The 26910-nt window shown below is 64.9% G+C and carries 29 protein-coding genes; 24 read left to right on the forward strand and 5 right to left on the reverse strand.

Annotation, left to right across the window (positions count from 1 at the left end; all coding sequences use genetic code 11):
• The first annotated feature begins 9 nt into the window (after positions 1-9).
• The 14 genes from rplR to dsbD all read left to right on the forward strand — a co-directional run bounded on the left by rplR (position 10) and on the right by dsbD (position 9095).
• Complete coding sequence (gene rplR / locus ACOJB8_RS28190) at positions 10-375, forward strand: 50S ribosomal protein L18 (protein ID WP_027819343.1); 366 nt, start codon at positions 10-12, stop codon at positions 373-375.
• Positions 376-389: 14 nt separating this feature from the next.
• Positions 390-908, forward strand: coding sequence for a 30S ribosomal protein S5 (gene rpsE / locus ACOJB8_RS28195; protein WP_028206522.1), 519 nt, complete (start codon positions 390-392; stop codon positions 906-908).
• A gap of 11 nt (positions 909-919) precedes the next feature.
• Positions 920-1102, forward strand: coding sequence for a 50S ribosomal protein L30 (gene rpmD / locus ACOJB8_RS28200; protein ID WP_010106952.1), 183 nt, complete (start codon positions 920-922; stop codon positions 1100-1102).
• Between the two features lie 30 nt (positions 1103-1132).
• The gene (rplO, locus tag ACOJB8_RS28205; RefSeq protein ID WP_028206523.1) at positions 1133-1567 is read left to right on the forward strand and encodes a 50S ribosomal protein L15; all 435 of its coding nucleotides are present in this window, start codon (positions 1133-1135) and stop codon (positions 1565-1567) included.
• 59 nt (positions 1568-1626) lie between these two features.
• On the forward strand, positions 1627-2973 hold the full coding sequence (secY, locus tag ACOJB8_RS28210) for a preprotein translocase subunit SecY (RefSeq protein ID WP_028206524.1): 1347 nt from the start codon (positions 1627-1629) through the stop codon (positions 2971-2973).
• 8 nt (positions 2974-2981) lie between these two features.
• Positions 2982-3200, forward strand: coding sequence for a translation initiation factor IF-1 (infA, locus tag ACOJB8_RS28215; protein WP_004521905.1), 219 nt, complete (start codon positions 2982-2984; stop codon positions 3198-3200).
• A gap of 21 nt (positions 3201-3221) precedes the next feature.
• Entirely contained in the window at positions 3222-3338 is a 117-nt protein-coding gene (gene rpmJ, locus ACOJB8_RS28220; RefSeq protein ID WP_027819338.1) for a 50S ribosomal protein L36, read from the forward strand.
• A gap of 35 nt (positions 3339-3373) precedes the next feature.
• Complete coding sequence (gene rpsM, locus ACOJB8_RS28225) at positions 3374-3739, forward strand: 30S ribosomal protein S13 (protein ID WP_028213337.1); 366 nt, start codon at positions 3374-3376, stop codon at positions 3737-3739.
• 28 nt (positions 3740-3767) lie between these two features.
• Complete coding sequence (gene rpsK, locus ACOJB8_RS28230) at positions 3768-4172, forward strand: 30S ribosomal protein S11 (RefSeq protein WP_006052224.1); 405 nt, start codon at positions 3768-3770, stop codon at positions 4170-4172.
• A gap of 156 nt (positions 4173-4328) precedes the next feature.
• On the forward strand, positions 4329-4952 hold the full coding sequence (gene rpsD / locus ACOJB8_RS28235) for a 30S ribosomal protein S4 (RefSeq protein ID WP_069268217.1): 624 nt from the start codon (positions 4329-4331) through the stop codon (positions 4950-4952).
• Between the two features lie 124 nt (positions 4953-5076).
• Positions 5077-6054 (forward strand): DNA-directed RNA polymerase subunit alpha, encoded by a 978-nt coding sequence (locus ACOJB8_RS28240; RefSeq protein ID WP_069268218.1) that lies wholly within the window; start codon positions 5077-5079, stop codon positions 6052-6054.
• A 128-nt stretch (positions 6055-6182) separates the two neighbouring features.
• Positions 6183-6575 carry a 50S ribosomal protein L17 gene (gene rplQ, locus ACOJB8_RS28245; RefSeq protein ID WP_027797304.1) on the forward strand — a complete coding sequence of 131 codons (393 nt, stop codon included), beginning with the start codon at positions 6183-6185 and terminating at the stop codon, positions 6573-6575.
• 248 nt (positions 6576-6823) lie between these two features.
• Complete coding sequence (gene cutA, locus ACOJB8_RS28250; protein WP_176732981.1) at positions 6824-7135, forward strand: divalent-cation tolerance protein CutA; 312 nt, start codon at positions 6824-6826, stop codon at positions 7133-7135.
• Positions 7128-9095: a protein-disulfide reductase DsbD gene (gene dsbD / locus ACOJB8_RS28255; protein WP_475015573.1), complete on the forward strand. Its 1968-nt coding sequence runs from the start codon at positions 7128-7130 to the stop codon at positions 9093-9095. Before cutA ends, dsbD begins: the two co-directional genes overlap by 8 nt.
• Positions 9096-9190: 95 nt before the next feature.
• On the opposite strand, the gene hemB is transcribed toward dsbD, so the two are convergent.
• On the reverse strand, positions 9191-10189 hold the full coding sequence (gene hemB / locus ACOJB8_RS28260; RefSeq protein WP_028206531.1) for a porphobilinogen synthase: 999 nt from the start codon (positions 10187-10189) through the stop codon (positions 9191-9193).
• 397 nt (positions 10190-10586) lie between these two features.
• The gene (yihA, locus tag ACOJB8_RS28265; RefSeq protein ID WP_069268221.1) at positions 10587-11246 is read right to left on the reverse strand and encodes a ribosome biogenesis GTP-binding protein YihA/YsxC; all 660 of its coding nucleotides are present in this window, start codon (positions 11244-11246) and stop codon (positions 10587-10589) included.
• A 238-nt stretch (positions 11247-11484) separates the two neighbouring features.
• On the opposite strand from yihA, the gene ACOJB8_RS28270 reads away from it, so the two are divergent.
• The 5 genes from ACOJB8_RS28270 (at position 11485) to msrQ (ending at position 17798) form a co-directional block, all read left to right on the forward strand.
• Entirely contained in the window at positions 11485-12159 is a 675-nt protein-coding gene (locus tag ACOJB8_RS28270; protein ID WP_069268222.1) for a c-type cytochrome, read from the forward strand.
• Between the two features lie 164 nt (positions 12160-12323).
• Positions 12324-14561, forward strand: coding sequence for a cytochrome c biogenesis protein ResB (locus ACOJB8_RS28275; protein ID WP_342949807.1), 2238 nt, complete (start codon positions 12324-12326; stop codon positions 14559-14561).
• Between the two features lie 46 nt (positions 14562-14607).
• Positions 14608-15852, forward strand: a complete 1245-nt coding sequence (gene ccsB / locus ACOJB8_RS28280; protein ID WP_342949808.1) for a c-type cytochrome biogenesis protein CcsB — start codon at positions 14608-14610, stop codon at positions 15850-15852.
• A 206-nt stretch (positions 15853-16058) separates the two neighbouring features.
• Entirely contained in the window at positions 16059-17060 is a 1002-nt protein-coding gene (gene msrP / locus ACOJB8_RS28285) for a protein-methionine-sulfoxide reductase catalytic subunit MsrP (RefSeq protein WP_342949809.1), read from the forward strand.
• A gap of 12 nt (positions 17061-17072) precedes the next feature.
• Positions 17073-17798: a protein-methionine-sulfoxide reductase heme-binding subunit MsrQ gene (msrQ, locus tag ACOJB8_RS28290; protein WP_475015576.1), complete on the forward strand. Its 726-nt coding sequence runs from the start codon at positions 17073-17075 to the stop codon at positions 17796-17798.
• A gap of 75 nt (positions 17799-17873) precedes the next feature.
• Here the strand turns inward: msrQ and lysA are convergent, their stop codons facing one another.
• Together lysA and lptM are read right to left on the reverse strand one after the other, a co-directional pair.
• Positions 17874-19145, reverse strand: a complete 1272-nt coding sequence (lysA, locus tag ACOJB8_RS28295; RefSeq protein WP_069268226.1) for a diaminopimelate decarboxylase — start codon at positions 19143-19145, stop codon at positions 17874-17876.
• Between the two features lie 10 nt (positions 19146-19155).
• Complete coding sequence (gene lptM / locus ACOJB8_RS28300) at positions 19156-19503, reverse strand: LPS translocon maturation chaperone LptM (RefSeq protein ID WP_069268227.1); 348 nt, start codon at positions 19501-19503, stop codon at positions 19156-19158.
• 35 nt (positions 19504-19538) lie between these two features.
• Here lptM and cyaY point away from each other — a divergent pair, with 35 nt between their 5' ends.
• Positions 19539-19856: an iron donor protein CyaY gene (cyaY, locus tag ACOJB8_RS28305; RefSeq protein ID WP_342949811.1), complete on the forward strand. Its 318-nt coding sequence runs from the start codon at positions 19539-19541 to the stop codon at positions 19854-19856.
• 121 nt (positions 19857-19977) lie between these two features.
• Here the strand turns inward: cyaY and ACOJB8_RS28310 are convergent, their stop codons facing one another.
• On the reverse strand, positions 19978-22413 hold the full coding sequence (locus ACOJB8_RS28310; RefSeq protein WP_475015578.1) for a penicillin-binding protein 1A: 2436 nt from the start codon (positions 22411-22413) through the stop codon (positions 19978-19980).
• Between the two features lie 288 nt (positions 22414-22701).
• Here ACOJB8_RS28310 and pilM point away from each other — a divergent pair, with 288 nt between their 5' ends.
• The 4 genes from pilM to ACOJB8_RS28330 are packed head-to-tail and all read left to right on the forward strand — an operon-like array spanning position 22702 to position 26844.
• Positions 22702-23682, forward strand: coding sequence for a type IV pilus biogenesis protein PilM (pilM, locus tag ACOJB8_RS28315; protein ID WP_475015580.1), 981 nt, complete (start codon positions 22702-22704; stop codon positions 23680-23682).
• Positions 23679-24368 carry a fimbrial assembly protein gene (locus tag ACOJB8_RS28320; RefSeq protein WP_342949814.1) on the forward strand — a complete coding sequence of 230 codons (690 nt, stop codon included), beginning with the start codon at positions 23679-23681 and terminating at the stop codon, positions 24366-24368. Before pilM ends, ACOJB8_RS28320 begins: the two co-directional genes overlap by 4 nt.
• Complete coding sequence (locus ACOJB8_RS28325; protein WP_342949815.1) at positions 24365-25237, forward strand: hypothetical protein; 873 nt, start codon at positions 24365-24367, stop codon at positions 25235-25237. The genes ACOJB8_RS28320 and ACOJB8_RS28325 overlap by 4 nt, the downstream gene beginning before the upstream one ends.
• A complete protein-coding gene (locus ACOJB8_RS28330) occupies positions 25234-26844 on the forward strand; it encodes a type IV pilus secretin PilQ (RefSeq protein WP_342949816.1) in 1611 nt (536 codons plus the stop codon). Before ACOJB8_RS28325 ends, ACOJB8_RS28330 begins: the two co-directional genes overlap by 4 nt.
• The last annotated feature ends 66 nt before the right edge of the window (positions 26845-26910 follow it).

Consider the following 26910-nt stretch of genomic DNA (forward strand, 5'->3'; position numbering starts at 1 on the left):
TGCGCAATCATGGATAAGACTCAATCTCGCCTGCGCCGCGCTCGTCAGACGCGTCTCAAGATCGCTGAGCTGCAGGTCGCGCGTCTGGCCGTGCATCGCACGAACACGCACATCTATGCGCAAGTGTTCTCGCCCTGCGGCACCAAGGTGCTGGCCAGCGCGTCGACGCTTGAAGCTGAAGTGCGTGCGCAACTGGCTGACCAGTCGGGCAAGGGCGGCAACGTCGCTGCAGCCTCGCTGATCGGCAAGCGTATTGCAGAAAAGGCTAAGGCCGCCGGCATCGAATCCGTCGCCTTTGACCGCTCGGGTTTCCGCTATCACGGCCGCGTCAAGGCGCTGGCTGATGCTGCGCGCGAAGCCGGGCTCAAGTTCTAAGGAAGGAATTCGTCATGGCAAAGATGCAAGCGAAAGTTCAGGCTGACGAACGCGACGACGGCCTCCGCGAAAAAATGATTTCGGTCAATCGCGTGACCAAGGTTGTGAAGGGCGGCCGTATTCTCGGCTTCGCCGCTCTGACCGTGGTTGGCGATGGTGATGGCCGCGTCGGTATGGGCAAGGGCAAGTCGAAGGAAGTGCCCGTCGCTGTCCAGAAGGCGATGGAACAAGCTCGCCGCAACATGTTCAAGGTGCCTCTGAAGAACGGCACCCTGCAACACGAAGTGCACGGCAAGCATGGCGCATCGGTCGTCCTCCTCGCTCCGGCGAAGGCAGGTACGGGCGTGATCGCCGGCGGCCCGATGCGCGCAGTGTTCGACGTGATGGGCGTGCAGAACGTCGTGGCCAAGAGCCACGGTTCGACGAACCCGTACAACCTCGTTCGCGCCACGCTGGACGGTCTGCGCAAGCAGTCGACCCCGGCTGACATCGCGGCGAAGCGCGGCAAGTCCGTCGAAGACATTCTGGGCTAAGGGTGGGTACCATGTCTGAAAAAACTGTCAAGGTTCAGCTCGTCAAGAGCCTGATTGGGACCCGCGAAACGCACCGTGCCACTGTGCGCGGTCTCGGCCTGCGCCGCCTGAACTCGGTCTCCGAGCTGCAGGACACGCCGGCTGTGCGCGGCATGATCAACAAGGTCTCGTACCTCGTTAAGGTCATCGGCTAAGCGGTCGACCAAAGACTCCAGGAGTTGAAAATGGAATTGAATAACCTGAAGCCGGCAGAAGGCGCGAAGCACGCAAAGCGTCGCGTCGGCCGCGGCATCGGCTCCGGCCTCGGCAAGACCGCTGGCCGTGGTCACAAGGGTCAGAAATCGCGTTCGGGCGGCTTCCACAAGGTCGGCTTCGAAGGCGGTCAGATGCCTCTGCAGCGTCGTCTGCCCAAGCGTGGCTTCACCTCGCTGACGAAGGAATTCGTTGGTGAAGTGCGCCTCGCCGACATCGAGAAGCTGCCGGTCGACGAAATCGATCTGTTGGCTCTCAAGCAGGCAGGCCTCGTGGGCGAACTGACCAGGAGCGCGAAGATCATCGCTACCGGCGAGATCAAGCGTAAGGTCGTCGTGAAGGGTCTGGGTGCGACGAAGAATGCGCGTGCTGCGATTGAAGCAGCAGGCGGTTCTTTTGCCGAGTGATTGTGAGTGGTGCGTGCGGGCTTGCCCGCCGTCACTAGCATCTGCATCGGAGAAGCTACTTGGCTAACAGCCCGAGTCTCGCAAAAACCGGTCGCAGCGCTCCGAAGTTCGGCGACCTGCGCCGGCGTGCAGTGTTCCTGCTGCTGGCGTTGGTCGTTTATCGTATCGGCGCGCATATTCCGGTTCCGGGTATCGATCCGGACCAACTGGCGAAGCTCTTTCAGAGCCAGTCGGGCGGCATCCTTGGCATGTTCAACATGTTCTCGGGTGGCGCACTGTCTCGGTTCACGATCTTCGCGCTGGGTGTGATGCCGTATATTTCGGCGTCGATCATCCTGCAGCTGATGGCGATCGTCTCGCCGCAGCTGGAAGCGCTGAAGAAGGAAGGGCAGGCTGGACAACGCAAGATCACGCAGTACACGCGGATCTTCACGGTGGTGCTGGCGACGTTTCAGGCGTTCGGCATCGCGGTCGCGCTGGAAAACCAGCCTGGCCTCGTGATCGATCCGGGCATGGTGTTCCGCTTGACGACGGTCGTGACGCTCGTAACGGGCACGATGTTCCTGATGTGGCTTGGTGAGCAGATCACGGAACGCGGGCTTGGCAACGGTATCTCGATCATCATCTTCGGCGGGATCGCGGCAGGCTTCCCGAATGCGCTCGGTGGGCTTTTCGAACTGGTTCGCACCGGCTCGATGAGCATCATCTCGGCGATCATCGTGGTCGTTCTGATCGCAGCCGTGACTTACCTGGTGGTGTTCATCGAACGCGGCCAGCGCAAGATCCTCGTGAACTATGCGAAGCGCCAGGTCGGTAACAAGATTTACGGCGGGCAGTCGTCCCACCTGCCGCTCAAGCTGAACATGTCGGGTGTGATTCCGCCGATCTTCGCGTCGTCGATCATCCTGTTCCCGGCAACCATCCTGAACTGGTTCAGTTCGGGTTCGCGAACCGGCTGGTTTGCGGACACGCTGCACAACGTGGCCGAAGCCCTCAAGCCTGGCCAGCCCGTGTACGTGTTGCTGTACGCGTTGGCGATCGTGTTCTTCTGCTTCTTCTACACCGCACTGGTGTTCAACAGCAGGGAAACGGCCGACAACCTGAAAAAGAGTGGCGCGTTCGTACCTGGCATCCGTCCGGGCGATCAGACGGCACGCTATATCGACCGCATCCTCACGCGTCTGACGCTGGCCGGTGCGATCTATATCGTGTTTGTTTGCCTGCTGCCGGAGTTTCTGGTGCTGCGCTGGAATGTGCCGTTTTATTTTGGTGGAACGTCGCTGCTGATCATTGTCGTCGTCACAATGGACTTCATGGCGCAGGTGCAGTCGTACGTGATGTCGCAACAATATGAATCGCTGCTCAAGAAGGCTAACTTCAAGGGCGGCGGCGTCCCGATGCGTTAAAAGGACCTATGGCCAAAGACGATGTAATCCAGATGCAAGGCGAGGTTATCGAAAACCTCCCCAACGCAACCTTCCGGGTGAAGCTGGAAAACGGCCATGTCGTTCTGGGACATATTTCCGGAAAAATGCGGATGCACTACATCCGCATTCTCCCGGGCGACAAGGTGACGGTTGAGTTGACGCCTTACGATCTGTCGCGTGCGCGGATCGTGTTCCGGGCGAAGTGATTTAGGAAAAAGGGTAATATCATGAAAGTGATGGCATCGGTAAAGCGCATTTGCCGCAACTGCAAAATCATCAAGCGCAACGGCGTCGTTCGCGTGATCTGCAGCTCGGACCCGCGCCACAAGCAGCGCCAAGGCTGATTAGCGCGCTTGCGCTTTTTGTTTGAGGAAAAACAATGGCTCGTATTGCAGGGGTTAACATCCCGAACCACCAGCACACCGAAATCGGCCTGACGGCAATTTTTGGTGTTGGCCGCACGCGTTCGCGCAACATCTGCGTGGCCGCCGGTGTGCCGTTCAACAAGAAGGTCAAGGACCTGAACGACGCGGATCTGGAAAAGCTGCGTGAGGAAGTGGGCAAGTTTGTCGTCGAAGGCGATCTCCGCCGTGAAGTGACGATGAACATCAAGCGCCTGATGGACCTCGGCTGCTACCGCGGCGTGCGCCATCGCAAGGGCCTGCCCCTGCGTGGCCAGCGTACGCGTACCAACGCACGTACGCGTAAGGGTCCGCGCCGCGCAGCACAGTCGCTGAAGAAGTAAGCGGAACTGAAAGTTACAGGAAAACGTAATGGCTAAGGCTTCGAACAACTCCGCGGCGCAACGCGTTCGCAAGAAGGTTAAGAAGAACGTCGCCGAGGGCGTGGTTCACGTTCACGCGTCGTTCAACAACACGATCATCACGATCACCGACCGTCAAGGCAACGCGCTTGCCTGGGCAACGTCGGGCGGTCAGGGCTTCAAGGGTTCGCGTAAGTCGACGCCCTTCGCAGCTCAGGTCGCAGCTGAATCGGCTGGCCGTGTTGCAATGGAATACGGCGTCAAGAACCTCGAAGTGCGTATCAAGGGCCCCGGCCCGGGTCGCGAATCGGCGGTGCGCGCGCTGCATGGTCTTGGCATCAAGATCACCGCGATCTCCGACGTTACGCCGGTCCCGCACAACGGCTGCCGTCCGCCGAAGCGCCGCCGTATCTAAGGCGTCGCTTTAGCCGAACGCCTGAGCCGCCGGAAACGGCGACCCAGGCTCTCGGCGTTATTGAATTGACTAAGCCCACCGTTCGGTTCAAAGAGCCGGACTAGCGCGAAGGCCGGCGTTTAGCCCTCGCGTGATCAATTATCGAAGGAAAGCAACGTGGCACGTTATATCGGCCCGAAGGCCAAGCTGTCCCGCCGTGAAGGCACCGACCTCTTTCTGAAGAGCGCACGCCGCTCGCTCGCCGACAAGTGCAAGCTCGACAGCAAGCCGGGTCAGCACGGCCGCACCTCGGGCGCACGTACGTCCGACTACGGCACGCAGCTTCGCGAAAAGCAGAAAGTGAAGCGTATCTACGGCGTGCTCGAGCGCCAGTTCCGCCGCTACTTCGCGGAAGCTGACCGTATCAAGGGCAACACCGGCGAAAACTTGCTGCAACTGCTCGAATCGCGTCTCGACAACGTCGTGTACCGCATGGGCTTCGCTTCGACCCGCGCTGAAGCGCGTCAGCTCGTGAGCCACAAGGCTCTCACGGTGAACGGCGTCGTTTCGAACATCCCGTCGATGCAAGTGAAGGCAGGCGACGTCGTCGCGATTCGCGAAAAGGCGAAGAAGCAGGCGCGTATCGTCGAAGCCCTCTCGCTCGCAGAGCAAGGCGGCATGGCAGGTTGGGTGTCGGTCGACGCGAAGAAGTTCGAAGGCACGTTCAAGAGCATGCCTGAGCGCAGCGACATCGCTGGCGACATCAACGAAAGCCTGATCGTCGAATTGTATTCGCGGTAATCGGATTGACGGCCGGGGTAACCTCTGTGCTTCGCGCAGGAGGCGGCCTCGGCCGTTTTTTTCAGGTTGTTGCCATCTCAGCCTTATCGGTGTAACGAGCCGAGGGTATTGAAAAGGAAAACCTATGCAAACCAGTTTGTTGAAACCCAAGATCATCGCTGTGGAATCGCTCGGCGACAACCACGCGAAAGTGGTCATGGAGCCGTTCGAACGCGGTTATGGCCACACCTTGGGTAACGCGCTTCGGCGCGTGCTGCTGTCGTCGATGGTGGGCTACGCGCCGACCGAAGTGACGATCGCAGGCGTCGTGCACGAATACTCGACGCTCGATGGTGTGCAAGAGGATGTGGTCAACCTGCTGCTGAACCTGAAGGGTGTCGTTTTCAAGCTGCATAACCGTGACGAAGTGACGGTTACGCTGCGCAAGGAAGGCGAAGGCGTTGTCACCGCTGGCGACATCGAACTCTCGCACGACTGCGAAGTGATCAACCCCGATCACGTGGTTGCGCATCTGACGAAGGGCGGCAAGCTCGACGTGCAGATCAAGATCGAAAAGGGCCGTGGCTACGTGCCGGGCAACGTGCGCCGTTACGGCGAAGAGTCGGCCAAGATCATTGGCCGCATCGTGCTGGACGCGTCGTTCTCGCCGGTTCGCCGCGTGAGCTACGCCGTGGAAAGCGCGCGTGTCGAGCAGCGTACCGACCTCGACAAGCTCGTGATGAACATCGAAACCAACGGCGTGATCTCGCCTGAGGAAGCGATCCGCCAGTCGGCCCGCATCCTCGTGGATCAGCTGTCGGTGTTCGCGGCTCTGGAAGGCACGGAAACGGCCGCGGAAGCGCCTTCGCGCGCCCCGCAGATCGACCCGATCCTGCTGCGTCCGGTGGACGATCTCGAACTCACGGTTCGCTCGGCGAACTGCCTGAAGGCCGAGAACATCTACTACATCGGCGATCTGATCCAGCGCACCGAGAACGAGCTGCTCAAGACCCCGAACCTGGGTCGCAAGTCGCTCAACGAGATCAAGGAAGTGCTCGCTTCGCGCGGTCTCACGCTCGGCATGAAGCTCGAAAACTGGCCGCCGGCTGGTCTCGACAAGTAAGAAGTCTGGCACGGACGCGGATTTTCCTTTAAAATCCGCGTCTTGCCTTTTTCACGTACCGGCCCGTGCCCTGGTAGTTGCAGGGCGATAGAAGAGCTGGACCAAAACTTTGTTTCAAGGAAATTGAAATGCGTCACCGTCATGGTCTGCGGAAACTGAACCGCACGAGCAGCCACCGTCTGGCAATGCTCCGTAACATGTCCAACTCGCTCATCGAGCACGAAGTCATCAAGACGACGCTGCCGAAGGCGAAGGAACTCCGTAAGGTTGTCGAGCCCCTCATCACGCTGGGCAAGAAGCCGTCGCTCGCAAACCGTCGTCTGGCGTTCAACCGCCTGCGCGATCGTGACTCGGTCACGAAGCTGTTCGACGTGCTCGGTCCGCGTTTCGCGAACCGTCCGGGCGGCTACCTGCGTATCCTGAAGTTCGGTTTCCGTGTTGGCGACAACGCACCGATGGCACTGGTCGAACTGCTCGACCGTCCGGAAGTCGCGGAAGAGAACGTCCAGGAAGCGGAATAAGCTTTCCGTCGCTCGATCCCCGGATTGAGCGGCATGCGAAAAAGCCAGGCCTAGCCTGGCTTTTTTGTTTTCCGGCGTGGATGAAAGCGCGCCGTACCGTGTTTGCCGGTTGCAGTCCCCCTTTGCCACACGGTGCACGAGAGAAGCCGATCGGCGCCGATGGTACGATTACGTTCTGCCCCGAAGCCCGTTTGCCGTCGCACGCGGGCACCACGCCGGAGTTCGTCGTGACCCTCAATGTGACCCTGATGCTGACTACGGTGCCCGATGAGGGCACCGCCGAAACGCTCGCTGCCGGAGCGCTCGCGCAGCGTCTCGCCGCGTGCGTGACGCGCCTGGGCGCCGTGCACTCGCAGTATCACTGGCAGGGCAACATCGAGTCGGGCAACGAGATCCAGCTGCTCTTCAAGACGAGTCTCGCCCGCGCGGCCGAGCTCGAACAGTTCATCCAGACCCAGCATCCCTACGAGACGCCCGAGATTCTCTCGTGGCAAGCCATGGCGTCGAACGCCTACGGGCAATGGGTCAATGCCGAGACTCAGCGCACCCTTCATGTCTAACCGCTTCGATCGGCGCTTGCGCGCCGCGCCGTACGCTACGCTGTCCGGCTTTCTCCTGCTCGTCTGCGCTCTGCTGCCGATGCTGCTCGGTGCGTCGCTCGCGCGTGCGGCCGACGACGACTTCCTGCCGCCCGACCAGGCCTTCACGTTCAGTGCGAGCGAGGCGCCGGGCATGGTCGACGTGCACTTCAAGATCGCCGACGGCTACTACATGTACCGCGAGCGCTTCGCCTTCGCAGTCCGCAACGGCACGGCGCAATTGGGCGAGGCGCAAATCCCGCCCGGCCACGTCAAGTTCGATCCGACCTTCCAGAAGAATGTCGAAACCTATCGCAGCGAGCTGACGATCCGCGTGCCGGTGCAGAAGGCGAGCGGTCCGTTCGATCTTGCGGTGACATCGCAGGGCTGCGCCGATGCTGGCATCTGTTATCCGCCCGCGGAACACGTGTTCCACGTGAGCGGCGCCGCTTTGCAGGCCGCGACGGCTGGCCAGAGCGCCGTGCCGGGCGCAGCGAACCCGACGCCCGCGCCTCAGCCGCAAACCACCGCGGTACCCGCAGCAGGTGACACCGAAGAACCCTGGTACGAGCGCGCCACGAGCGCCGATTACGCGCAATCGCTGTTGCAAGGCGGCGGCTTTTTCGCCGTGGTCGGCCTGTACTTCGTAGCCGGCATGGTGCTGAGCCTCTTGCCCTGCTCGTACCCGATGATCCCGATACTGTCGGCGATCATCGTCGGTGAGGGCGCTCGCGTCACGCGCTCGCGCGGCTTCGCGCTCTCGTTCGTCTACGTGCTCGGCATGGCGCTCGTCTACACGGTGCTGGGCATTGCCGCTGCGCTGGTCGGCCAGAGCCTTGGCGCTTGGCTGCAGAACCCGTGGGTGTTGGGCGTGTTCGCAGTGCTCCTCACCGCATTCGCCGTCATGCTGATCGCGGGCTACGACATCGCCCTGCCGCAGCGCTGGCAGGACGGCGCCTCGCGCGCCACCCAGGGCCGTTCCGGCGGCAAATTCGCCGCGGTCGCCGTGATGGGCGCGCTTTCCGCGCTCGTGGTGGGGGCCTGCATGACCGCGCCGCTCTTCGCGGTGCTGGCGTTCATCGCGCACACGGGCAACGCCGTACTCGGCGGCGCGGCGCTCTTTGCGATGGGCCTCGGTCTCGGCGTCCCGCTGATGGTCCTCGGCCTCGGCGCGGGCTCGCTGCTGCCGCGTGCGGGCACGTGGATGGATGGCGTGAAGGTGTTCTTCGGCGTCGTGCTGCTCGCGGCCGCGCTCTGGATCGTCTGGCCGGTGCTCGGCGCCACCGCGCAGATGCTGCTCGCCGCCCTCTGGCTGCTGCTCGCGGCCGCCGTGCTTGGCCTCTTCACGCCGAACGCGGGTGCGGCCAATGTGTGGCGGCGCCTCGGGCGTGGCCTCGGCGCTGCGTTCGCGATCTGGGCGGCGACGCTGATCGTCGGTCTTGCGGCGGGTTCGACGGATCCGCTGCGTCCGCTCGCGGTGCTGGCCGCGCGCGTGGGCGGCGCGAGCGATGTTGCCGCTGCAGGCGCGGCGCAGTCCGGCGGCGCCAACGAAGCGAACGCGCTGGTGTTCGCGCCCGTGCGCTCGCCCGCGCAACTCGATGCGGCGCTCAAGACCGCGGGCAAGCCGTCGATGCTCGACTTCTACGCCGACTGGTGCGTGAGCTGCAAGGAAATGGAGAAGTTCACCTTCAGCGACCCGCGCGTGCAGGCGCGCCTCGCGGAGCTGGGCCTGTTGCGCGCCGATGTGACCGCCAACAATTCGGACGACCAGGCACTGCTCAAGCGCTTCGGCCTCTTCGGACCGCCGGGCATCATCTTCTTCGATACGCAAGGGCGCGAAGTGCTGCGCGTGGTCGGCTACGAAAATGCCGACCGGTTCCTCGCGCGTCTCGATCGCGTGACGGCGCCGGCGCCGCAGACGCCGGCAGCGCCATCGGCCTGATCGGCGGCAAGGCGCGCGCGTGAGAACGCGCCTCGGCCCAAAAGCAAAAAGGCACGTCCATGGACGTGCCTTTTTTCATGCGACGCGTGCAGTGCTTACTTCTGTGCGCGCAGCAAACGCGCGGCGTCTAGCGCGAAATACGTGAGGATGCCGTCGGCGCCCGCGCGCTTGAACGCGAGCAGCGATTCCATCATCACCTTGTCGTGATCGAGCCAGCCGTTTTGCGCGGCGGCCTTGAGCATGGCGTACTCGCCGCTCACCTGGTACACGTAGGTCGGAAAGCGGAATTCGTCCTTCACGCGGCGCACGATGTCGAGATACGGCATGCCGGGCTTCACCATCACCATGTCGGCGCCTTCCTCGATGTCGAGGCGCACTTCGCGCAGCGCCTCGTCGGAGTTCGACGGGTCCATCTGGTAGGTCATCTTGTTGCCCTTGCCCAGATTCGACGCCGAGCCCACGGCATCGCGGAACGGACCATAGAACGCCGAGGCGTATTTGGCCGAGTACGCCATGATGCGCGTGTGGATGTGGTTCTCGCTTTCGAGCATCTCGCGGATCGCACCGATGCGCCCGTCCATCATGTCCGAAGGCGCGACGATATCGACACCGGCTTCCGCCTGCGCGCGCGCCTGCGCGACGAGGATCTCGATGGTCTCGTCGTTGATGACGTAGCCGTTCTCGTCGAGCACGCCGTCCTGGCCGTGGCTCGTGTACGGGTCGAGCGCGACGTCGCAAAGCACGCCGAGGTCGGGGAAACGCTTCTTCAGTTCTCGCACGGCGCGCGGAATCACGCCGTCGGGGTTCGTCGCCTCGATGCCATCGGGCGTCTTGAGCGCCGGATCGACAACGGGGAAGAGCGAAAGCACCGGAATGCCGAGTTCGACGCACTGCTCGGCGACGCCCATCAGCAGATCGATCGACACGCGTTCGACGCCGGGCATCGACGGCACGGCTTCGCGCACGTTGTTGCCCGCGATGACGAATACGGGGTAGATCAGGTCGTTCGTGGTGAGGAGGTTTTCGCGCATCAGACGGCGCGAGAAATCGTCACGTCGCATGCGGCGCGGACGATGATGCGGATAGAAGCTCATGTCGGCGGATATCTTGAAACGGGATGGGTCCCGGGGCGCAGGAAACTTTTCGGGACAATGGTATATCATACCGATCGAGCGAGGCGCCTGGCGCCGAGCTCCCCGCTTCTCCTCCCTGAGCGGGTGCCTGTCGTTTTTCGATAAGGCTGTTTAACCCGCCGGAAATCACGGCGGGTTTTTTTATGTGCGCCGAAAGGGCGCGTGGCAAGGCCCCGCGGCGCAAGCCGGAACGGGCGCTTGTGCCAGCGTTTGGCGTGGTCTGTATGCGGTAGCGCACATAACGCGGAAAATGCCGCGCCGGCCTTGCGAAAAGATATGATGAAAGCGCATGAAAAGCCCGACAGTGTGGGCTTTCAGACGACGGAGGGCCTGCCCGAAGCGACTGGCCCGAGGTGCGCTATTCCGCTTGCGTGTCGGTTTCGCCGACAGCTTCCCGCGGCACAATCCAGCTCTCGATTACGGCATGCGCCTCGTCGAGCCCCACGCGCTTGAGCGCCGAAAAAAGCTGAGCGCTCAGCTTCCCTTCGTAGCCTTGCTTGCTGTACTCGTCGAACGCCTTGTTCGTCGTGCGCAGCGCGAGCAGGCTTTCTTGGCGCGTCAATTTGTCGCACTTTGTGAGGAGTGCGTGGATCGGCTTGCCCGTCGGTGCAAACCACTCGATCATGCGGCGGTCGAGGTCGGTGAGCGGGCGGCGGGCATCCATCATCAGAATGAGGCCCGAGAGCTGCGCGCGCGTTTGCAGATACAGCGAGAGAAGTTGCTCCCAGTGCGCCTTCGCGGCGGCCGGCACCTCGGCATAGCCGTAGCCGGGCAGGTCGACGAGATAGCCCGCGGGTTCGTCGGCGGGGCCGACCGAGAAGTAGTTGATGTGCTGGGTGCGGCCCGGCGTCTTCGAGGCGAAGGCGAGCCGCTTCTGGTTGCACAGCAGATTGATGGCGGTGGACTTGCCGGCGTTCGAACGGCCGGCGAACGCGACCTCGGGCCGCGCCGTAGCGGGCAGGTCGCGCAGATGATTTACCGTCGTGAAGAAGCGGGCTTGGTGCAGCAGGAAGGCCATCGGAAAAGGACCACAATGTGAGACAACGCGGCGGGTGGCCCGCCGGGCCCGGACGCGCCCGGGATGGATTCTGGGATATCGGGGGCAGGCCCGACTGGCGCCGTGGCGCCTTGCGCGCTATTGTACAATGCGATGGTTTACTGAATACCAGCAAGGCCAGCGCGGGCCTTTCGAGGTAGATCGGTCGCTGTCGTACATTGCAGAACCTGATTCCCACAAGACGAAACAAGGTGCGCGAATGAATCGACTGGGCAAGTGCTTGAAGGTATTCGAGAGTGCGATAGCGTCAGGTCTTACAGCAGGTTTATTCATGATGGCGGGGCAGGCAAGCGCGGCGGATCAGGGAACGCCGGCCAAGCCCGACGTCGCCCGGGGGCAAGCCATTGCGGCGCAGGTCTGCGCGGCCTGTCACGCGGCCGACGGCAACAGCTCCGGCGGCGCGTATCCCAAGCTCGCCGGGCAGCACGCCGACTATCTCGTCAAGCAACTCAAGGACTTCAAACCGCAGCCCGGCGGCAAGCCGGCGGCGCGCGCAAACCCCATCATGGCCGGCTTCGCTGCCGCGCTGTCAGACCAGGATATGATCAACGTCGCAGCCTGGTTCGCCTCCCAGACACCCAAGCCCGGCTACGCGCACGACGCGAAGACCGTGCCGTTTGGCCAGTCGATCTGGCGCGGCGGCATTGCCGACAAGGGCGTGCCAGCCTGTGCAGCGTGCCACGGACCCACGGGACAGGGAATTCCGATCCAGTTTCCGCGCCTTTCTGGCCAGTGGTCGGAATATGTCGTTGCACAACTCAATGCTTTCCAGCAGGGCACGCGTAACAATAACGATCCGATGCGAACCATCGCGCACCGGCTCTCGGACGACGAGATCAAGGCGGTCGCCGATTACGCCGCCGGCCTGCATTGAGCGCAGCAGTTTCGCCGCGCGTGTGATCAGCAGTCTCACGGCGCGGCTGGCCGGAAAACAAGAAAAGGGTGAGGGCGTCGTCACGCTGACGGCGCGCCTGCACCCTTTTTTGCTGTAGCGCCTCATCGGCAAGAAAGCAGCAAGAGCGAAAAAGCGGAGTTTGAATGAGCGTCACCACGCAGGGTTTGCAGTTGAATGTTCGCCAGAAGGCCGTGAAAAGCGCCGTCGAGCTGATCAGTTCGATGCGCTTCGCGATTGCGCTGCTCGTCGTGCTCGCCATCGCGAGCATCATCGGCACGGTGCTCACGCAGGACGACCCGTACCCGAACTACGTCAACCAGTTCGGCCCCTTCTGGGCCGACATCTTCCGCTCGCTGAGCCTCTACACGGTCTACAGCGCGTGGTGGTTCATGACGATCCTCGGCTTTCTCGTGGTGTCGGTTTCGCTGTGCGTGATCCGCAACGCGCCGAAGATGATCGCCGACATGAAGAGCTGGAAGGACAAGGTCCGCGAAGGCAGCCTGCGCGCGTTCCATCACAAGGGCGAGTTCGCGGTGGAGGGCGGCACGCGCGAGCAAACGGCCGCCACGCTCGGCAAGCTGGCGGGGCGCATGGGCTATCGGTTCGTCACGCGCGAGAGCGATGGGGCCACGCTCATCGCGGCCAAGCGCGGTGCGCTCACGAAGATCGGCTATATCTTCGCCCACCTCGCGATCGTGATCATCTGCCTCGGCGGCCTGCTCGACAGCAATCTGCCGATCAAATTCCAGATGTGGCTGTTCGACAAGACGCCCATCCGCAGCAACGCAGTCATCAACGACATTGCGCCCGAGCATCGGCTCTCGCAGTCGAACCCGACGTTCCGCGGCTACGCCTGGGTGCCCGAGGGCCAGTTCGTTTCCACGGCCATCCTCAACCAGCCCGACGGCTCGCTGATCCAGGACCTGCCGTTCTCCATCCAGCTCAACAAGTTCATCGTCGATTACTACTCGACCGGCATGCCCAAGCTCTTTGCGAGCGACATCGTCGTGATCGACCACAAGACGGGCCAGCGCGTTCCGGCGCGCATCGAGGTGAACGAGCCGTTCGAGTACGACGGCGTGTCGATCTATCAGTCGAGCTTCCAGGACGGCGGCTCGCAGATGTCGATGACGGCGTGGCCCATGTCGGGAGCGAGCGCGAAGCACTTCCCGTTCGGCGGCACGATCGGCAATTCGGCGCCCCTCGCGGTGCCCGCCGGCCAGACGGTGCCGGGCGTGGATGGGCAGACGATCGAATTCGCGGACTTCCGGGCGATCAACGTCGAGAACATCTCGAACGGCAGCGGCGCGAACGACGCGCGCGGTGTGGCCCACCAGTCGCTCAAGGAAGCGTTCGACGAGCGCCTCGGCTCCGGTGCGAAGAGCTCGAAGCCGCTCGATCTGCATAACGTCGGCCCCTCGGTGCAGTACAAGGTGCGCGACAAGAACGGCCAGGCGCGCGAGTACAACAACTACATGCTGCCCGTGGAAGTGGGCGGCGGCGACCGCATGTTCCTCGCGGGCATGCGCGAGAATCCCGACGATCCGTTCCGCTACCTGCGTATTCCCGCCGACACCGGCGGCACGCCGAAGGAGTGGATGATGCTGCGCGCGGCTTTCGAGGACCCCGCCTTGCGCGCGCAGGCCGCGAAGCGTTTCGCCGCGCGCTCCGTCCCCGATTCGAACCGCGAGTTGCAACAGCATCTCGAAGACAGCGCCGAGCGCGTCTTGACCCTTTTCGCGGGCTCGGACGCGCCGCAGGCAGGTGCTGCGGTTGCTGCAGGCGCCGCTGGCGGCTTCCAGGCCGTGGCCGCGTTCATCGACAAGTCGGTGCCGAAGGAGCAGCAGGAAAAGGCCGCGAGCCTCCTGCTGCGCATGCTCGAGGGTGCGACATGGGATCTCTGGCAGCTCGCGCGCGAGCAGGCCGGCGAGCCCGATCTGAAGCCCGATGCCGACGCCGCGCGCTTCGTGCAGGACTCGATCAACGCGATATCCGACAGCTTCCTGTATGGATCTCCTGTCTATCTACAGCTCGATTCATTCAAGCAGGTGCAAGCTTCGGTATTTCAGTTGACGCGCGCGCCGGGCAAGAAAGTCGTGTATCTTGGCAGCCTGTTGCTCGTGCTCGGCATCTTCTCGATGTTCTACGTGCGTGAGCGGCGTCTGTGGTTCTGGCTGAAGGACCGGAAGGGGCAGGACGGTCAGGACCACGGCGTCGACGTCATCATGGCGATGTCGACCGCCCGCCGTACCCTCGACTTCGAGAAGGAGTTCGCCCGTACCCGCGATGCGGTCGGCCGTGCGCTAGGCGCGGCGCCGCAAACGGGCGCCACGAACGATGCGGGCGACACGAACGGCAGCGGCACGGACCGTGCGCCCTGATTCACGCACGTGATTGCAGCCACTCACGATCAACACCGGTAAGCCCATGGACTTGTCTCAGGTTTCCTCCTCCGCGAAGGCTCGCCGCGCCGAACGTGCGCAGGTGGCCAATGCCGCTGTGGCGCACGGCGCCGCGACTGCCCGTGATCCGCTCGCCGACGTCCTGTTCGACGAACGCCCTTTCCTGCGCCGCCTGACGGCGGTGGACTGGCTGTTCGCACTGGCGCTCGTGGCGGGCGCGGGCTTCGCGCTCTCGCGCTACCACGCGCATATGAACTACTACGACAAGCTGGTGCTGTGCGGCACGACGCCGGCGCTCGTCGTGCTGGGCTGGCGCTGGAAACCGGCGCGGCTGCTCATGGCCGGTATCGCGGTGCTTGCGCTGTTCGCGATCCAGATCTACCAGGGCGACCTCGCGCGCGCGGATCAGGCGTTCTTTCTCAAGTATTTCCTCTCCAGCCAGTCGGCCATTCTGTGGATGAGCGCGCTGTTCGTGCTCGCCACGCTGTTCTACTGGATCGGCCTGCTCTCACGCTCGCCCTCGGGCGGCTCGATCGGCTCGAAGCTCACATGGGCGGCGGTGCTCATGGGCTTCGTCGGCCTGATGGTGCGCTGGTACGAGTCTTATCTCATCGGCGCGGACGTCGGGCACATTCCCATCTCGAACCTCTACGAAGTGTTCGTGCTGTTCAGTCTCATCACCGCGCTCTTCTATCTGTATTACGAAAGGCACTACAACACGCGCGCGCTCGGCGCGTTCGTGCTGCTCGTGATCAGCGCGGCCGTGGGCTTCCTGATGTGGTACTCGATCTCGCGCGACGCGCAGCAGATCCAGCCGCTCGTGCCCGCGCTGCAGAGCTGGTGGATGAAGATCCACGTGCCGGCGAACTTCATCGGCTACGGCAGCTTCGCGCTTTCGGCCATGGTGGGCGTGGCGTACATCATGAAGGAGCGCGGCGTGCTGGCGGACCGTCTGCCCGCGCTCGAGGTGCTCGACGACGTCATGTACAAGTCGATCGCCGTGGGTTTCGCGTTCTTCACCATCGCGACCATTCTCGGCGCGCTGTGGGCGGCGCAGGCCTGGGGCGGCTACTGGAGCTGGGACCCGAAGGAAACCTGGGCGCTGATCGTGTGGCTCAACTACGCCGCCTGGCTGCATATGCGCCTCATGAAGGGCCTGCGAGGCGGCGTGGCGGCCTGGTGGGCACTTACCGGGCTGCTCGTCACGACCTTCGCATTCCTCGGCGTGAACATGTTCCTTTCGGGCCTGCACAGCTACGGCAAGCTGTAACCGAATCGGCCTGCAAGACGAACTAACCGTCGGATGCCTCGCGCTCCGACGGTTTTTTTTCGTCCGCCGGGAAGTTTTCTGCGAATTGCGCGTTTGCCCGCTTGAGGTCATCCCGTCGATCCACGTCGTGCACAGCACGGCTGGACGGGTCGAGATACGATCAATGTGCTGGCGGCGCACGCCACGCAAGAAGCAGGAGCAGCGATATGTGGATCAAGCGGAGCAGCAGGATCTTGCTCAACGGTGACGACATCCCCGCGAGCGAAATCACGCCGCAAAAGGTGTACGAACAGCGTCGGCGCATTCTGCGGGCAGCGGGCGCGCTTGCGCTCGGCGGCATTGCGGGGCCGTTCGGTGCAAGAGAGGCGCTTGCGGAATACGCCCCCGGCGACCCGAAGGCGCAGAAGCTCGCCGCGCAGACGAACACGAAGTTCGTCGCGCTCGACAAGGTCACGCCCTACAAGGACATCACGACCTATAACAACTTCTACGAGTTCGGCACCGACAAGGGCGATCCGGCTCAAAACGCGCACACGCTGCGGCCGCGTCCGTGGAAGCTCAGCGTCGAGGGCGAGGTGAAGAACCCGAAGGTCTATGACATCGACGAGATTCTCAAGCTCGCGCCGCTCGAAGAGCGCGTGTACCGGCATCGTTGCGTGGAGGGCTGGTCGATTGTCGTGCCGTGGATCGGTGTTTCGCTTTCCGAACTGATCCGCCGCGCGCAGCCCACGGGCAACGCGCGCTACGTGCAGTTCATCACGCTCGCCGACCCCTCGCAAATGCCGGGTCTCGCCGAGCCGATTCTCGACTGGCCGTATTCCGAAGGCCTGCGCATGGACGAAGCGATGAATCCGCTCACGCTGCTCACGGTCGGCCTTTACGGCCAGGTGCTGCCGAACCAGAACGGCGCGCCCGTGCGTGTGATGGTGCCGTGGAAGTACGGCTTCAAGAGCGCGAAGTCGCTGGTGAAGATCCGCTTCGTCGAGAACCAGCCGCCCACGAGCTGGAACAAGTACGCGCCGAACGAATACGGCTTTTATTCGAACGTGAATCCGAACGTCGATCACCCGCGCTGGAGCCAGGCCACGGAGCGGCGCATCGGCGAAGACGGCTTCTTCCAGCCCAAGCGCAAGACGCTCATGTACAACGGCTACGGCGACCTCGTCGCGTCGATGTATCAGGGCATGGATCTGCGCAAGAACTTCTGAGCAACGAGCTTGATGGAGCGAGAGATGGAATCGACGACGACACCACAGGCCGCCGCGCGCGTGGGGGCGGGCCAGGCGCGCCCTGCGCGAAAGGCGGGTGTGGCGAGCGTGACGGGCCCGCGCTGGCTGCCGTGGGCGAAGGTGGCGGTGTTCGTCACGGCGTTGTATCCGCTTGCGCGCCTCGTGCTGTTCGGCTTCACGGACGGGCTCGGTGCGAATCCGATCGAGTTCATCACGCGTTCCACGGGCCTGTGGACGCTGGTATTCCTCTGCATCACGCTCGCGGTCACGCCGCTGCGACGAATCACGGGCTGGAATACGCTGGTCCGCTTTCGACGCATGCTGGGCCTCTTCGCGTTTTTCTACGCGACGCTGCACTTCACGACCTACATCTGGTTCGACAAGTGGTTCGATGTCGCCGCGATGTTCAAGGACGTGGGCAAGCGGCCGTTCATCACGGTGGGTTTTGCCGCGTTCGTGCTGCTCATTCCGCTCGCCGTGACGTCCACGCGCGCGATGGCGCGCCGGCTCGGACGCCGCTGGCAGACGCTGCATCGGCTCATCTACGCGATCGGCGTGCTGGCGATCCTGCACTTCTGGTGGATGAAGGCGGGCAAGCACGACCTCGTGCTGCCCAAGCTCTACGGCGCGATCATGCTGGCGCTGCTCGGCTGGCGCGCGGCCGTGTGGCTGCTTGCGCGCTGGCGTGCCGCGCGCGCGGATGCGGGCGCCGCGTAGGTGCAGAGCACGCAGGCAGGCAAATAAAAAGCGACGCCGAGGCGTCGCTTTTTTCATGGGGGGCGGACGAAAGACTCAGTCCGGCAGCACGCGCTCACTGGCGAACAACTCCGCCACGTTTTCGCGCTCGCGCGCGAGATGCACGCGCTTGCCGTCGACCATCACTTCGGCGGCGCGCGCACGCGTGTTGTAGTTCGAGCTCATCACGAAGCCGTAGGCGCCCGCGGAGCGGATCGCGAGCACGTCGCCCGGTTCGATCGCGAGCGAGCGTGCGCGGCCCAGCCAGTCGCCGCTTTCGCACACGGGGCCGACCACGTCGTAGGTTTGCGGTGCCGACTGGCGCGCAACGACCGGCTCCATCGCGTGATACGCGTCGTACATGGCGGGACGGGCGAGGTCGTTCATCGCGGCGTCGACGATCGCGAAGTTCTTCTCCGAGCCTGGCTTCAGGAACTCGACCGTGGTGAGCAGGATGCCCGCATTGCCCACGAGCGAGCGGCCCGGCTCGAAGTACACCTCGCGCGCCTTGCCCGTTTTTGCGCCATACGCCTCGATGCGGTCGAGCACCGTGCGCACGAACTCGCCGATGTCGGGCGGCGTTTCGTCGTCGTAGGTGATGCCGAGGCCGCCGCCCACGTCGATGTGGCGGATGCTCACGCCGTCGGCTTCGATCTGGTCGACGAGTTCGAGCAGCTTGTCGATGGCGTCGAGATACGGCGCGATTTCGGTGATCTGCGAGCCGATATGGCAGTCGATGCCGACCACGTCCAGGTGCGCCATGGCCGCGGCCGCGCGATAGGTCGCGCGCGCTTCGTCGAATGCCACGCCGAACTTGTTCGCCTTCAGGCCGGTGGAAATGTACGGATGCGTTTTCGGATCGACGTCCGGATTCACGCGCAGCGAAACCGGCGCCTTCTTGCCGAGCTTGCCCGCCACCTCGTTGAGGCGGTCGAGTTCGGGAATCGATTCGACGTTGAAGCACTTCACGCCCGCTTCGAGCGCCTCGCGCATTTCGCCGGCGGTCTTGCCGACGCCCGAGAACACCACGTCCTGCGCTTTGCCGCCTGCCGCGAGCACGCGGGCGAGCTCGCCCGCCGAAACGATGTCGAAGCCCGCGCCTTCGCGCGCGAACACGTTGAGCACGGCGAGATTGCTGTTCGCCTTGACCGCGACGTGCACCTTGGCGCGGCGGCCGGCGCAGGCGTCGGCGTAGGCGTGCCATGCAGCGGTGAGCGCCGCGCGCGAATACACATAAAGCGGCGTGCCGTACTGTGCGGCGAGATCTGCGGCCGAGACGCCTTCTACGAAGAGCGTGCCGTTATCGCGGTGAAAAGCGGACTGGGTCATGCGAGCGTTTTTACTGGGTTGGCGTGGCGTCGGAAGCCGCCTGCGGGCTGCCGGTGGTCGCGGGTGGGGTGCCGAGTTCGGTGTCCGGGGACAACGACAGCGGCGTGCCGGAGGTGTCCGGAATCGTGCCGATGGGCGCCGATGCAGACTCGGGAGCGCTCGCGGGCGTCGCGCCGGTTTCCGGCTGCGTGGTTTCGAAATTGGGCTTGGGCGGAAGCGGCGGCACGGTGGGCATGTAGAGCGCGCCGCGCTGGCCACAGCCTGCGAGCGCGACGGCGCCGATCGCAAAAGCCGCTAGAATCGCGCGGGGCGTCCATGCGCTGGGGGCCGCTGCGCGCGTCCGGGAAATGACACGCATAATTGTCCCTGAATGAATAACCGGTGGAGTTTAGCATGCCAGACAATGACTACCTGAGCCGCGCGGAGGCCGTGCTGGCGGCCGTAGAGCGGGCCGTGGACGAGGCCGAAGCGGACATCGAACTCGAGCGCAGCGGCAACGTTCTGACGCTCGAATTCGAGAATCGCACGAAGATCATCGTGAACCTGCAGCCGCCGATGCGCGAAATCTGGATCGCGGCGAAGGCGGGCGGTTTCCACTATCGCTTCATCGACGACAAATGGCGCGACACGCGCACGGGCACCGAATTCTTCTCGGCGCTCACGGCCTATGCAACGGAGCAGGCGGGCGAGCCGGTACGGTTCGAGCCATAAGCGCCCAAGCGTGAGCTCATAAAAGAAACGGGCGCGAGTCGCAAGACTGTGAACTGAACCCCAAGAGTTGGACATAGATCCGACCCTTGGGGTTTTTTCATGGCCATTGCTGCGGAGTGCCTCAGTGCCCGCGGAACAGATTCATGATGTCTTCCTTCTCCTTCGCATTCACGTGCTCGGGCGTCGGATCTGCACCGGCATCGTCGGCGCCCGATGCGCCGCCAGCCGACGCCTCGAGCGCCGCCTGACTGATGCCCACTGTCGAGACGAAGCCGTGGCCCGGCGTGGCGTCGGCGTAGTAGAGCTCGTCGCCGAGCGTAACGATGCCGTCCGGCATCGCCATCTTGTACTCGGGCACGCCGCTGAGCGCCTTCTGCATGTAGTCGATCCAGACCGGCAGCGCGAGACCGCCGCCCGTTTCCTTGTCGCCGAGGCTGCGCGGGTTGTCGTAGCCGATCCAGGCGATCGCGGCCAGCGTGTGCTGATAGCCCGCGAACCACGCGTCGCGCGAGTCGTTGGTCGTGCCGGTCTTGCCGCCCAGGTCGGTGCGCTTGAGGACGTTCGACTTCGCGCCCGTGCCGCGCTGCGCGACGCTCTGCAAGAGGCTGTTCATGATGAACGCGTTGCGCGGGTCGATGGCGCGCGGCGCGTTCTGCTCGGCCACGAGCGGCTGCGCCTGGGCGACCACCATGCCGCGCTGGTCGGTGACTTCGGCGATCAGATACGGATTCACGCGATACCCGCCGTTGGCGAACACCGAGTAGCCGGCGGCCATCTGCAGGGGCGTGACGAGACCCGCGCCGAGCGCCATCGGCAGGTAGGCGGGATGCCGGTCGGCGTCGAAGCCGAAGTGCGTGATGTACTGCTGCGCGTACTTCGTGCCGATGTGGTTGAGGATACGGATCGACACGAGGTTCTTCGACTTCATGAGCGCCGTACGCATGCTCATGGGGCCGTCGAAGCCGCCGCCGTAGTTCTTCGGCTCCCACGGCTGGCCGCCCGTTTCGGCGGCGCTGAAGAAGAGCGGCGCGTCGTTGATGACCGTCGCCGGCCCGAGCCCCTTGTCGAGCGACGCCGAGTAGATGAACGGCTTGAAGCTCGAACCCGGCTGACGCCACGCCTGGGTGACGTGGTTGAACTTGTTCTTGTTGAAGTCGAAGCCGCCCACGAGCGCGCGGATCGCGCCGTCCTGCGGCACGATCGAGATGAATGCGCCTTCGATTTGCGGCAGCTGCGTGATCGACCAGTCGCCTGCGTTGTTGCGCGCGAGGCGGATGATCGCGCCCGGCCGGATCTTCTGCGACGGCTGCGCGCGCGCGGAGAGCGCGAACTGCGCGAAGCGCAGCCCGTCGCCAGTGACGCTCGTGGTGTTGCCGTCCATGAACGTGACCCGCACTTCCTTCGGGCTCGCCGCCGTGACGACCGCCGCCACGAGTTCGCCGTTGTCGGGGTGCTCGACGAGCGCGTCGTCGATGGCCTGCTCTCGCTCGTCGCTGTCCGTGGGCAGGTCGATGAACGCCTCGGGCCCGCGATAGCCGTGGCGCCGTTCGTAGTCCATCAGTCCCCTGCGCAGCGCGCGATAGGCGACATCCTGATCGGCGGAGTCGATGGTGGTGACGACGTTCAGTCCGCGCGTGTACGCCTCCTCGTGGTACTGCGCGTACATCATCTGGCGCACCATTTCCGCGACGTACTCGGCGTGGACGCTGAATTCCTTGCCCGCACCCTTGACGACGAGCGGCTGCGCCGCGGCCTCGTCGTACTGCTGCTGGGTGATGTAATGCAGCTCGAGCATGCGCTGGAGAATGTACTCCTGGCGCACCTTCGCCCGCTTCGGATTGACGACCGGGTTGTAGGCCGACGGCGCCTTGGGCAGCCCGGCCAGCATCGCGCACTCGGCGAGTGTGAGATCTTTCAGATCCTTTCCGAAGTACACGCGCGCGGCGCTCGCGAAGCCATATGCGCGCTGGCCCAGATAGATCTGATTCATGTACACCTCGAGAATCTGATCCTTCGAGAGTTTCGACTCGATCTTATAGGCGAGCAGCATCTCGTAAATCTTGCGCGTGTAGGTCTTTTCGCTCGAAAGGAAGAAGTTGCGCGCCACCTGCATGGTGATCGTGCTGGCGCCCTGGGTGGCATGGCCATTGGTGAGCGCGACAAAGCCCGCGCGCGCAATGCCGGCGAGGTCGACGCCGCCGTGATCGTAGAAGCGCGCGTCTTCGATGGCGAGAATGGCCTTCTTGAGGTTGTCCGGCACGTCCTTGAAATGGACGATGTCGCGCCGCTCCTCGCCGAATTCGCCGATCAGCACATGGTCGCGCGTGTAGATGCGCAGCGGCACCTTCGGGCGATAGTCGGTGAGCGCCTCGAGCGACGGCAGGTTCGGTGTCGCCACGACGAGCGCGTAGCCGAGTACGAGCGCCACACACACCACGCCGGCGAAAATGAGGCCGAAAAAGGCGATCAGCAGCGTGGCCCACCACGGGCGCTTGCGCCGCCGGGGCGGCTCGGGCGGCGTGGAAGGCGGTACGGACGAAGGAAGCTGATCTTGCATACGAACACCAGAAAAACAGTCCCGCGATTATAGCCGCCGCTCGCCCGCTGGCTTTCGATACGCTTACATGGACGGCGCGGGCGAGCACGCGATCCGCTGTTTCTGTCGATGCGTCCGCTGACGCCTCTGCTGATATTCGCACTGTAGACGCGCCCCTGGCGCGTGGATAGCGCTGGCGGCGACCGTTGGCCGTTCGGCCGAGTATTCGTGCGCCACCGCGATTCGCACAATTTCTCCATCGACGCGCTGCGAACGGTTTGCGGCGCGCGGACGTACGGGAGGGATGCGATGGGTTTCGGGAATCCGCTGTTGTTGGGCGCTCGCCGGTTTGCCGCGGGTGTGGATTTAAGCGCGCGCGGGGTCACGCTGGTGGTGTTGAGCCAGCGCATTGTCGGGGCGGGGCCGGTCCGCCTCGAATGGCTGGCGAGCGCGCCGCTCGCGCGCGAGGCGCTCGCCGGCGCGGAGATCGTCGACCGGGCGGCCATCGTCGCGGCGCTTCGCTGCGTGTTTGGCGAGTTGCCGCGCGCCAGCGCGGCGGCGTCGCTGCGTTGCGCCATGGCGCTGCCCACGAGCGCGACGCTCGTCGCGACCGTGCCGCTTGCGCGTCTGGCGCCGGCGGGCGCGATGGACGAATCGGGTATTCACGCAGCGCTGGAGCCGTTCGTGCTGGCGGAGGCGGAGCGCACGGCGGGCGTGGAGCGCGGCGAGCTGGCGGTCGACTGGAGCGTGCTGCCGGCCACCCCGCGCAGCCGCGAAGCACAGGTGACGATCGCGGCGACGCCGCGGCAGCATCTCGAATCGCGCATCGAATGCGCGGCAATGGCGGGCATCACGCTGTGCGCCGTGGACGGCGAGGCGCACGCCGCGTTGCGCGCCATGCGGCACGCGGCGGTGTACGAGTTGCCGCCGCACGAACCCTGGGTGGCGATCTGGGTCGGCCCGGAAGGCGTGCACGGCTGGTTGCTCGTCGACGACTCGGTCATCCGGCACATGCGCTTTCCCGCGCTCGAACATGCCGATCTCGTGGAGGCGCTGCACGACCTCGTCGACGGCGAGCAGGCCGGCTGCGTGCAGGTCTCGGGCGAGCTTGCCATGCTTCGCGGCGCAAACTTCACGATGGCCGACATCGGCGACGCGCTGGGTGCGCCAGTGCTGCCGTTCGAATGCGCACCGCTGGCCGACGTCGAGTGGCCGCTCGCGGCGACGCTGTTGCACGATCCGGCGTGCGCGGTGGCCTTCGGGCTCGCGCTGCGCGGGGTGGCGGAATGACGCTCGCGCGCGCTGTGCGCGGCTTTCCGGGCCGGGCCGTCGGCGGTTTCAACTTGCTGCCGTGGCGGCGCCGCGCCATCCGCAGGAGGCTCCGCTGGCGCCTGCTCGAATGGGGCGCCGCGGCGCTTGGCGGATGCGCGTGTGCGCTGGGTGTCGTGCTTTGGCAGCGCATCGAATGCAGCACGCTCGAGGCTCGGCGCGAGGCGCTGGAGCGGCCACTGGCGCAGTGGCGCGCACCGCTCGCCGAGGCGCAGCGCCTCACGCGGGAGATCGAAGCGCGCCGCATCGGCGATCGACTCGCCCGACAGCACGCGCAGGCGACGGCGCGCTTTTTCGCCCTTGCGGACGCGTTGGCGAGTGAGCCTGCTCCAGGCGTCGGCTTGCAGCAGCTTGCGCAGTCCGCCGATGAAACCGATCTACAGGCGAGCGCGGCGGACGAATCGGCGGCTGCGGCCTGGCTCGGACGCCTACGCTCGCTGCCCGACGTCGAGGCCTTGAGCGTGCGCGAACTCAAGCGCGGCGTGCCGGCTGGCGCTGCACGCGAGCGTGTGCCCGATGGCGAACCGATTCGCGTGGCAGCTCATCTCGTCTGGCAAGGCGCGAGCACTGTGCCGCAGGGCGGCGCACCGCGAGTGCGCGAGGCGTCCCGAGCGTCGAGCGGCGCCGCCGCGAAGGAGGCGACATGAGCACGATGCCTGCGCACGCTGGACAGGAGCGGGGGCTTGTTTCGCCGCAGTCAGGCAGGGGCAGCGCATTGCGCGGATGGCCGCCGCTTCACGCGTGGAGCACGCGCCGCCGCCGGGCTGTCGCGTCGATGATTGCCGTGCTGGCTCTCGCCGCCGCGGGCGTCGCCTGCATCGTCGGAGATCCACTCGGTGTGAATGCAGCTCGCGCCGAGCTGCAAGCCGCTCAAAAGCGCTACGGCGATGCGCAGCAAGTCTTGGCGCGCCTGCCCGCGCTGCGCGACGCTGCGGCGCGAACGGCTTCGGGTGCGCCGCGTGCCGGCAATTCCGCCGACGATATTCGCCGCATCTCGCAGCTCGCCGCGCAATCGGGCCTCGTGCTGCATGCGCTGGAGCCTGGCGTTGCGAGCGGCGCACAAGCCGAGGCGTCCCGGTCGATCAAGCTGGTCGCGCAAGGCAGCTTCGCGCAACTGCGTGGACTGCTCGAAGGGTTGGCGCGCGAGCCGGCGCTCACGGTGCCATCCGAGCTTGCAGTCCGGCGCACGGGAACCGGTTTGTCGGTCTCGGCAACGTTGCGTGTGTACGATGCGCTGCCCGCCGTGCCGCTGGCGGTGGCTCCGGGAGCGGCGGCTCGCGATCCCTTCACGCATGCGGCTGCGGCCGGTACGGCGGAAGACGGGTGGCGCCTTGCCGGCATCCTCCAGGATCGGCAGCGCATCGTCGCGCTGGTGGAAACGCCTGATGGCGTCGTGACCGCGCAGGCGGGAGAGGCGATCGGCGACGCTCGCGTGCTGGAAATCAGGCCGGCGCGGGTTGTCGTCGCGGCGGGTGGGACGACGCGCGCGCTCGGCTGGGCGGAGCCGGTGAAATGAGCGCGCTGAAGCGGACCGTTGCCGTCCTCGCCCCGTTGATGGTGAGTGTTGCCGCGGGCGCTGCATGGGCCGCGGTGCCTCAGCCTCGGCCTGGGTGGGCACATTCGCCGGCGGCGCTCGCGCACTACGAAGTGCCGCCGTTGCCCGATGGTGCGGCGGAGCCCGCAGCGAAACAGTGGACCGCCAATCCGTTCGTAGGAGGCAGCGATGCCCCGATGCCCGAAGACGTTTCGCAGGCACGCGCAGACGGCGGCGCTCACGTATCCCAACCCGTAGCCGAACCTTCGCGCGAACCCGGCGACGCGTCGGCAGCCGGGCCGCTCGAAGGGCCGCCCGTACCGCTGCGCGCGCCGATGCGGCTTGGCGACGCGGCGGCAGACAACGACGGTTTGCCGCCAAACCGGCCGATCACGCTCAACTTCCAGCGCGCTGAAATCATCGCCGTTCTGCAAGCGTTCGCCCAGTTCACGAAGCTCAATATCGTCGCAAGCGAACGAGCGCGCGGCCAGGTGACGTTGCGCCTCGACCGCGTGCCGTGGCGTACCGCGTTCGACCTGCTGCTCGAGGTGAACGGCCTGGCGATGTCGCGCATCGGCGATGTGATCTGGGTCGCGCCCGCCGCGGAGCTGGCGGCGCGCGAGCGGCAGCGTTACGAGGCGCACGCCCGGGCCGCGGAGCTGGAGCCGCTCGCCAGCCGCTCGTTCGAGCTGCATTACGCGCGCGCCGAGGAATTGCGGCGTTTCCTGACAGGCACGGGGTCACAGCGCGCACTCTCGAAGCGCGGCACGGCGGTGGCGGACGCGCGCACGAACCTCCTTTTCGTCACCGACCTGCCGGCGCGACTCGACCAGATCAGCGAGCTCGTGTGGCGGCTCGACGCGCCCGCGCGTCAGGTGCTGATCGAGGCGCGCATCGTCGAAGGAGACGAGGGGCTGTCGCGCGAGCTGGGCGTGCGTCTTGGCGTAACGCCGGTGAGTGTGGACGGCTCGACGGCCCGCGGCTTGACCGCCCGAGCCGACGGCACGGTGTACGACCTCGCGGCGGGCCCGATTTCCGGCTTCGAGCCTGCAGGCCTTGGGCTCACGCTGCTGGCCGCGCGCGCCACGCGCCTGCTCGACATCCAGTTGAGCGCGCTCGAGGCCGAAGGGCGCGGGCGCGTGGTGTCGAGTCCGCGCGTCGTCACCGCCGACCGCACGAAGGCCGTCGTCGAGCAGGGCACCGAGCTGCCTTATCAGGCCAAGGTCGGGCAGGGCGTTTCGGGCGTGCAGTTCCGGCGCGCAAGCCTGAAACTCGAAGTCGAGCCGCAGATCACACCCGATGGCCGCGTGATACTCGACCTCGATGTGGCGAAGGACAGTGTCGGCGAGCAAACGGCCGCCGGGCCTGCAATTAACACCAAACACGTGCAGACGCGCGTGGAAATCGAGGACGGCGGGACGGTCTCAATTGGCGGCATCGACGCGACGGATGACCGCGATGATGTGACGCGCGTGCCACTCCTGGGCAAAATACCGGTTCTGGGCGCGCTTTTTTCGCATCGCGCGCACCGGGATCAACGCAGCGAGCTGGTGGTATTCATCACGCCGCGCGTCGTGGAGCCGAATTGACCCTGATTGATCGGGCGACCCGGCCGCAAGCGCGAAGCCGCATGCTTGCGGGGCCGGAACACCGAG

It is taken from the genome of Paraburkholderia sp. BR10141 (assembly GCF_056155635.1).

Excerpts from the sequence above, each read along its gene's own strand:
- yihA (WP_069268221.1), bottom strand. The coding sequence starts at position 11,246 with ATGGCCTTCCTGCTGCACCAAGCCCGCTTCTTCACGACGGTAAATCAT.
- ACOJB8_RS28310 (WP_475015578.1), bottom strand. The coding sequence starts at position 22,413 with ATGCAAGATCAGCTTCCTTCGTCCGTACCGCCTTCCACGCCGCCCGAG.
- infA (WP_004521905.1), top strand. The coding sequence starts at position 2,982 with ATGGCCAAAGACGATGTAATCCAGATGCAAGGCGAGGTTATCGAAAAC.
- ACOJB8_RS28325 (WP_342949815.1), top strand. The coding sequence starts at position 24,365 with ATGAGCACGATGCCTGCGCACGCTGGACAGGAGCGGGGGCTTGTTTCG.
- rplO (WP_028206523.1), top strand. The coding sequence starts at position 1,133 with ATGGAATTGAATAACCTGAAGCCGGCAGAAGGCGCGAAGCACGCAAAG.
- rpsK (WP_006052224.1), top strand. The coding sequence starts at position 3,768 with ATGGCTAAGGCTTCGAACAACTCCGCGGCGCAACGCGTTCGCAAGAAG.
- cyaY (WP_342949811.1), top strand. The coding sequence starts at position 19,539 with ATGCCAGACAATGACTACCTGAGCCGCGCGGAGGCCGTGCTGGCGGCC.
- rplR (WP_027819343.1), top strand. The coding sequence starts at position 10 with ATGGATAAGACTCAATCTCGCCTGCGCCGCGCTCGTCAGACGCGTCTC.
- cutA (WP_176732981.1), top strand. The coding sequence starts at position 6,824 with ATGCTGACTACGGTGCCCGATGAGGGCACCGCCGAAACGCTCGCTGCC.
- rpmD (WP_010106952.1), top strand. The coding sequence starts at position 920 with ATGTCTGAAAAAACTGTCAAGGTTCAGCTCGTCAAGAGCCTGATTGGG.
- lysA (WP_069268226.1), bottom strand. The coding sequence starts at position 19,145 with ATGACCCAGTCCGCTTTTCACCGCGATAACGGCACGCTCTTCGTAGAA.
- hemB (WP_028206531.1), bottom strand. The coding sequence starts at position 10,189 with ATGAGCTTCTATCCGCATCATCGTCCGCGCCGCATGCGACGTGACGAT.
- rpmJ (WP_027819338.1), top strand. The coding sequence starts at position 3,222 with ATGAAAGTGATGGCATCGGTAAAGCGCATTTGCCGCAACTGCAAAATC.
- ACOJB8_RS28330 (WP_342949816.1), top strand. The coding sequence starts at position 25,234 with ATGAGCGCGCTGAAGCGGACCGTTGCCGTCCTCGCCCCGTTGATGGTG.
- msrQ (WP_475015576.1), top strand. The coding sequence starts at position 17,073 with ATGGAGCGAGAGATGGAATCGACGACGACACCACAGGCCGCCGCGCGC.
- rpsM (WP_028213337.1), top strand. The coding sequence starts at position 3,374 with ATGGCTCGTATTGCAGGGGTTAACATCCCGAACCACCAGCACACCGAA.
- pilM (WP_475015580.1), top strand. The coding sequence starts at position 22,702 with ATGGGTTTCGGGAATCCGCTGTTGTTGGGCGCTCGCCGGTTTGCCGCG.
- ccsB (WP_342949808.1), top strand. The coding sequence starts at position 14,608 with ATGGACTTGTCTCAGGTTTCCTCCTCCGCGAAGGCTCGCCGCGCCGAA.
- rpsE (WP_028206522.1), top strand. The coding sequence starts at position 390 with ATGGCAAAGATGCAAGCGAAAGTTCAGGCTGACGAACGCGACGACGGC.
- ACOJB8_RS28270 (WP_069268222.1), top strand. The coding sequence starts at position 11,485 with ATGAATCGACTGGGCAAGTGCTTGAAGGTATTCGAGAGTGCGATAGCG.
- ACOJB8_RS28320 (WP_342949814.1), top strand. The coding sequence starts at position 23,679 with ATGACGCTCGCGCGCGCTGTGCGCGGCTTTCCGGGCCGGGCCGTCGGC.
- lptM (WP_069268227.1), bottom strand. The coding sequence starts at position 19,503 with ATGCGTGTCATTTCCCGGACGCGCGCAGCGGCCCCCAGCGCATGGACG.
- rplQ (WP_027797304.1), top strand. The coding sequence starts at position 6,183 with ATGCGTCACCGTCATGGTCTGCGGAAACTGAACCGCACGAGCAGCCAC.
- dsbD (WP_475015573.1), top strand. The coding sequence starts at position 7,128 with ATGTCTAACCGCTTCGATCGGCGCTTGCGCGCCGCGCCGTACGCTACG.
- ACOJB8_RS28275 (WP_342949807.1), top strand. The coding sequence starts at position 12,324 with ATGAGCGTCACCACGCAGGGTTTGCAGTTGAATGTTCGCCAGAAGGCC.
- ACOJB8_RS28240 (WP_069268218.1), top strand. The coding sequence starts at position 5,077 with ATGCAAACCAGTTTGTTGAAACCCAAGATCATCGCTGTGGAATCGCTC.
- msrP (WP_342949809.1), top strand. The coding sequence starts at position 16,059 with ATGTGGATCAAGCGGAGCAGCAGGATCTTGCTCAACGGTGACGACATC.